Annotated in this window: 2 protein-coding genes and 1 pseudogene; 2 read left to right on the top strand and 1 reads right to left on the bottom strand. The window is 60.8% G+C overall.

From position 1 onward, the window contains the following. Positions 1–785 (bottom strand): annotated as a pseudogene (locus WCA53_RS28240) (hypothetical protein); the annotation flags it as partial. A 257-nt stretch (positions 786–1042) separates the two neighbouring features. Between WCA53_RS28240 and WCA53_RS28235 the strand changes: the two are divergent. After that, complete coding sequence (locus tag WCA53_RS28235; RefSeq protein WP_423918730.1) at positions 1043–3283, top strand: polysaccharide biosynthesis tyrosine autokinase; 2241 nt, start codon at positions 1043–1045, stop codon at positions 3281–3283. Positions 3284–3404: 121 nt separating this feature from the next. Next, positions 3405–4559 (top strand): glycosyltransferase, encoded by a 1155-nt coding sequence (locus tag WCA53_RS28230; protein ID WP_423918726.1) that lies wholly within the window; start codon positions 3405–3407, stop codon positions 4557–4559. Positions 4560–4773 lie beyond the last annotated feature (214 nt).

Raw genomic sequence — 4773 nt, 5'->3', positions numbered from 1 at the left:
GTGTAGAACCGCTCCAAGCCCTTCAGGTCGGCCGGGCGGTTGCCGTAGGCCGCTTTCGTGGACGCGTCGACCCACACGAACGCGCCCGTGCTCCCGGGGCGATTAAGGCCCGCCGCGTGAATATGGATCCAGTAGATCTCCGGATACGCCTGCTGAATGCGCGTCCAGTCCGCATTGCCCACGCCCTCCATGCCGAATTCGGACACCACCGGATGGCCGTTGTAGCGCAAGTATTGCTTCGACGGGAAATACGTGCGGGCCAGGTAGTCGAGGTGATACAGGATCGTGCCGGTCAGGTCGGTGCCGGGAGCGGCGTTGAATTTGAAGGTGCCGCTGTCGATCATGATCGAGAACGACAAGGATGGAACCTGGGCCAGCATGGGCATGGAGGCCTTCCAGGCGGTATCGGTGAAATTGCCCTTGCCGTACCAGTCGATAATCAACCCGTCCACGCCGCGCGATTGCATGTCCATGAACGTGCGCAATGCCTGTTGAGGGTCGTCGGACCGATAGCCCGCGTCCAGCCCGCGTGGATCCGGTCCCCACCACGGCAGGTAGTGCGCCAGCACCCGGGTCGTGCTGGCGGGATAAAGCAGCGTATGCACATTGACCTTCGAGATGGACGCGCTCCCAGGGAGGTTCCCGTTCGACGAACCTTGAAACGCAGCGCCAGCCGATGTATTGGCGGGCAACAGCGCGGACACTATTTCGTCTCCACGCGCGTTGGCTGCGAAAAAATGCAGCGCAATAAAAGCGAACGGCAGGAAACGCTTAAGCATGAGCATGGTTCACCGTGCGTAGTGTGTCGCGTTATTTCGCGTTGGACGAATTACCGCTGCGTGATCGTAAGTAACCCAGCGTAAGTGATTCAGCGTACGTGACTCAGTAAATGACACGTGTTGGCTTGCCAACAGAACCCGATCCGGCGCTGTGGTCTTATACGGTGGTCATTAAGTCTTCCAAAGAATTACACGATTATCTGGCGCGATGCGCGGTGCGGTGTGTCACGTAGTTACCGGATTTTAAATACTGGAGTCTCTGCATGGCCATCAACAGACTATTTTCGAACGTCGGCGATGAGACGCGAACCGTCTCGCGCGATGCGTTGAAATTGTCGCCGGTCGATCTGTTCGAGAACTTGCTGAATTATCGCTACGTGTTCCTTAGCGTATTTGGCGCGGTGCTTGGTCTCGCGCTCGCTTACGCGGTCCTGTCGACGCCCGTGTATTCCGCCGATGCATTGATTCAGGTCGAGGAAAACAAAGCCAGCGCGTTGGGCTCGCTGTCGCAAGTATCCAAGGCGCTCGATATTCAGGAATCGCCTGTGCTGGGTGAGATGGACATTGTGCGTTCGCGCGCCGTCCTGACTCAGGCAATGAACGCGACCGTCGCGCAGGCCCAGGTCTCGGTCAAGAACTCCATTCCGCTCCTCGGCCGGGGGCTAGGTTCGATCTTGCCGAAAGGCCCCGACGGATTGGTCAAACCGTTGTTCAAAGCACCATTTTTCGCGTGGGGCGGCGAAGACGTCCAGTTCAAGACCTTCGATGTACCCAGGGATCAACTCGGCGAGCGTTTCGAATTCGATGCGCTCGCAGGCGGCAAGTGGTCGCTCAAAGATAGCGATGGCACGCAAATCCTGGCGGGCGTGGTCGGTACGCCGAGCATGCAGAACGGCTACTCGGTCGATGTCAGCAAGATCATCGGACGCCCGGGTACCGTATTCCAGGTGAAACGTTTTGCGACGCAGGCGCGTCTCGAAGACATCCTGAAGAAATTCACCGTGTCGGAAACCAAGCGGCAATCCGGCATCATGCAGCTCACCTTTGAAGACGCGAATCCGATTTTCGCCGCCCACCTGGTGAATGCGGTGGCCGAAGCGTATCTCGACACCACCGCGCGCCGCCGCTCGGCCGAATCCGAACGCAGCCTCGATTTCCTGAACAAGCAATTGCCGGATGTAAGGGCGCGCGTTCAGGCCGCCGAGCAGGCGTTGAACGACTTCCGCAACCAGCAGCGCACGATCGACGTCCAGGGCGAAGTCAGGTCGCTGCTCGACCAGTCCGCGCTGGTTGAAAAATCGCGGATGGAGGCGCAGTTGGCTTATCAGGATCTCTTGTCGAAGTTTGAACCGGGCCAGCCGCAACTCGAGGCCGCCGAAAACAAGTTCAAGACGCTCGACGCGCAGTCCAAGACCCTGCAGGACAAAGCCGGGCAGTTGCCGGCCCTGCAGCAGCAATATCTGCGTCTCGCGCGCGATGTCGACGTGAGCAACCAGTTGTACGTCGGCCTCATGAACAATGCGCAACAGTTGCAGATTGCCGAAGCTGGAACGGTCGGCAACGCGTCGCTGGTCGATGCCGCTGTCGTGACGGACAAGCCGGTGCGGCCGAAGCGCTCACTCGTGGTCTTGCTGGGCGGATTGGCGGGACTGGTCCTTGCCTTCGTGACGACGCAGGTTGTTGCGTTGTTCTCGGGGAGTATTCGGGACCCGAGACGCCTCGAACAAATGGTCGGCATCCAGACGCTCGGCGTCCTGCCGGTCTCGCCGCATCAGCTTGCGGCCAATACGAAGAAGACACCGGTGTTCATGGTTAGCCAGGAGCAGTCGGACACGCCGCTGGTCGAAGCCATGGCAACACTCGCGCAGTCGTTGCAATACGCGCTGGCCGCGAAGCACGACGCCAAGGTCGTCATGGTGACGTCGGCGGTGCCGGGGCAGGGCAAGTCCATGATCGCCGCGAACCTCGCGTATTTGTTTGCGGAGAAGGGCTTCAAGACGCTCTTGCTCGATGCCGACATGCGGCAATCGACGGTGCATCGTTACATCGATGTAGCCAAGAACGACGGTTTGTCCCAGGTCCTCTCCGGGTCGATCATGCCGGGATCGGCGATCACGCATTCGTCGAAGAATCTGGACGCCATGGCTGCGGGCAAGCACGTCAAGAACGTGCGGCAATTGTTCGGGGTGGAAAAACTGGAGCCGCTGCTCAGGACCCTGCGCGACGAGTACGAAATGATCATCATCGATTCGCCGCCGGTGCTGCCCGTCGCCGATACGCCGGCTTTGTCGAAGCATGCCGATGTCACGTTGTTCGTGGCCCGCCATGCGACGGTCAGCTATGCGGAGGTCGTGGAAGCGGTAGACCGTCTCAGCAAGGTCGGCACGGAGGTCGATGGTCTCGTCCTCAATGGCTTCGAACCCTCGCCGCTGCGTTACGGCTACTACTCGAACTCGTACAACAACTATGGCAAGTACACGAGCGAGACGTCCGCTGAAACCTGAGGCTCCGTACGCCCCGCGACGATGGGGCGAGGCGGGTCGGCGCGAGGCGTTAGCGCCAACACAAACACAAACAAGAACAGACAGCCACGTTTTCGATGAGGGTTGCCGGGGAGTGCAGGGCATGAGTGATTCATTGTTCACCGAAAACGCGCAACGGCTTGGCGCGAATCCGGCGCGGGTGGTGTGGTTTCTCGGTCCCCGGCCCGCAAGCTGGAACGGCGTGATGCAGTACAGCCTCGACTGCATCGAGATGATGTCGGCGTTCCCGAATTTCGCAATCGATACCATCGATATCCCCGCCGAGCCCCGCTCGTTCAAACGCTACTGGCTGCAACTGGTGATTTACCCCCTGAGGGCGATCGCTGCGGCACGTTCGAGCAGCCTTGTCGTCTTGTATCAGGAAGACTTGAGCTTCCTGATTCCGATCATCAGGTTGGCTGGCGGACGCGTATGCATGATCCTGCACCACGTTCAGCATCGCGGTCAGGCGCGCGGACCGATTGAGACGCTAAAGAACGGGTACATCCGCCTGATGCAGCCGCTGGTCGCCACGGCGGACCTCGTGTTGTCGCCCTCGGACGTGACCGCGTGCGAGGCGTGTTCGGATATCGCGGTGCCGGCCGAACGCAGTCACGTCGTGCCCGTCGCATTCGACGGCCGTTTTGCACCCGTCAATACGGCCGTTCGCCGCGAGGCGCGAGCGACGCTGAAAGCGCAGTTCGATGTTTCTATCCGCGATGAACTGGTGCTGCTGAATGTGGGCACGGACGAGAGCCGCAAAAACAATGCGACGCTGTTTCGTGCCCTCGCGTTGCTGGGCCGCAAGGACGTGATCGTCCTGCGCGTCGGGCGCGCACAAAACGCCGCGAACCGGCAGGAATGCCGGGAGCTGGCGAACGCGGCGGGCGTGAAAGTTCATTTCATCGAAGGCGCCCGCGACGAGGAGATGGGCTGTTTCTACCAGGCCGCCGACGTCTATGTATCGCCGACGCTTCAGGAGGGTTTCGGACGCACGGTGATCGAGGCGCAGCTCGTGGGGATTCCCGTGATCGCGTCGGACTTGCCCGTGTACCGGTCCACCATGGGCGACTCGTTCCTGCCGGTCGCCGGGCTGACGGATCCTGTCGCGTGGGCCGCGAGCATCGGACAGCTGGCCGCGAACCCGTCGCTATCGGCCGAACTCGTGCAGCGTGGCTACGTCAACGCGAAGCGCTTCTCGCCGAGCGTCGTCGGCGCGCTGCTGTGCCGCACGTTCAACCGTGCCGTGCACGGCTGACCGCACATCGGCCCGACATTGCGCCTCAAAACATACCAGGGAAGGCGTGCGAACGTCATGCGAACACTACAAGCCCACGGCCCCGCCTTTAGCGCATTCGATTTGATCGTGCCGGCGTTCTTCGTGCTCGCCCTGTTGGTTAACACGGCGCTGCCGTATGTCGGCTTCGCGGCGTCGAGCGCCACTTGCACGCTGCTGCTGGCAACGCTGTGCA

The organism is Caballeronia sp., from assembly GCF_049581465.1.
Lineage (GTDB): Bacteria > Pseudomonadota > Gammaproteobacteria > Burkholderiales > Burkholderiaceae > Caballeronia.
The sequence above is the reverse complement of the archived record's forward strand: the minus strand, read 5'-3'. Positions and strand labels throughout refer to the sequence as shown.

Excerpts from the sequence above, each read along its gene's own strand:
- WCA53_RS28235 (WP_423918730.1), top strand. The coding sequence starts at position 1,043 with ATGGCCATCAACAGACTATTTTCGAACGTCGGCGATGAGACGCGAACC.
- WCA53_RS28230 (WP_423918726.1), top strand. The coding sequence starts at position 3,405 with ATGAGTGATTCATTGTTCACCGAAAACGCGCAACGGCTTGGCGCGAAT.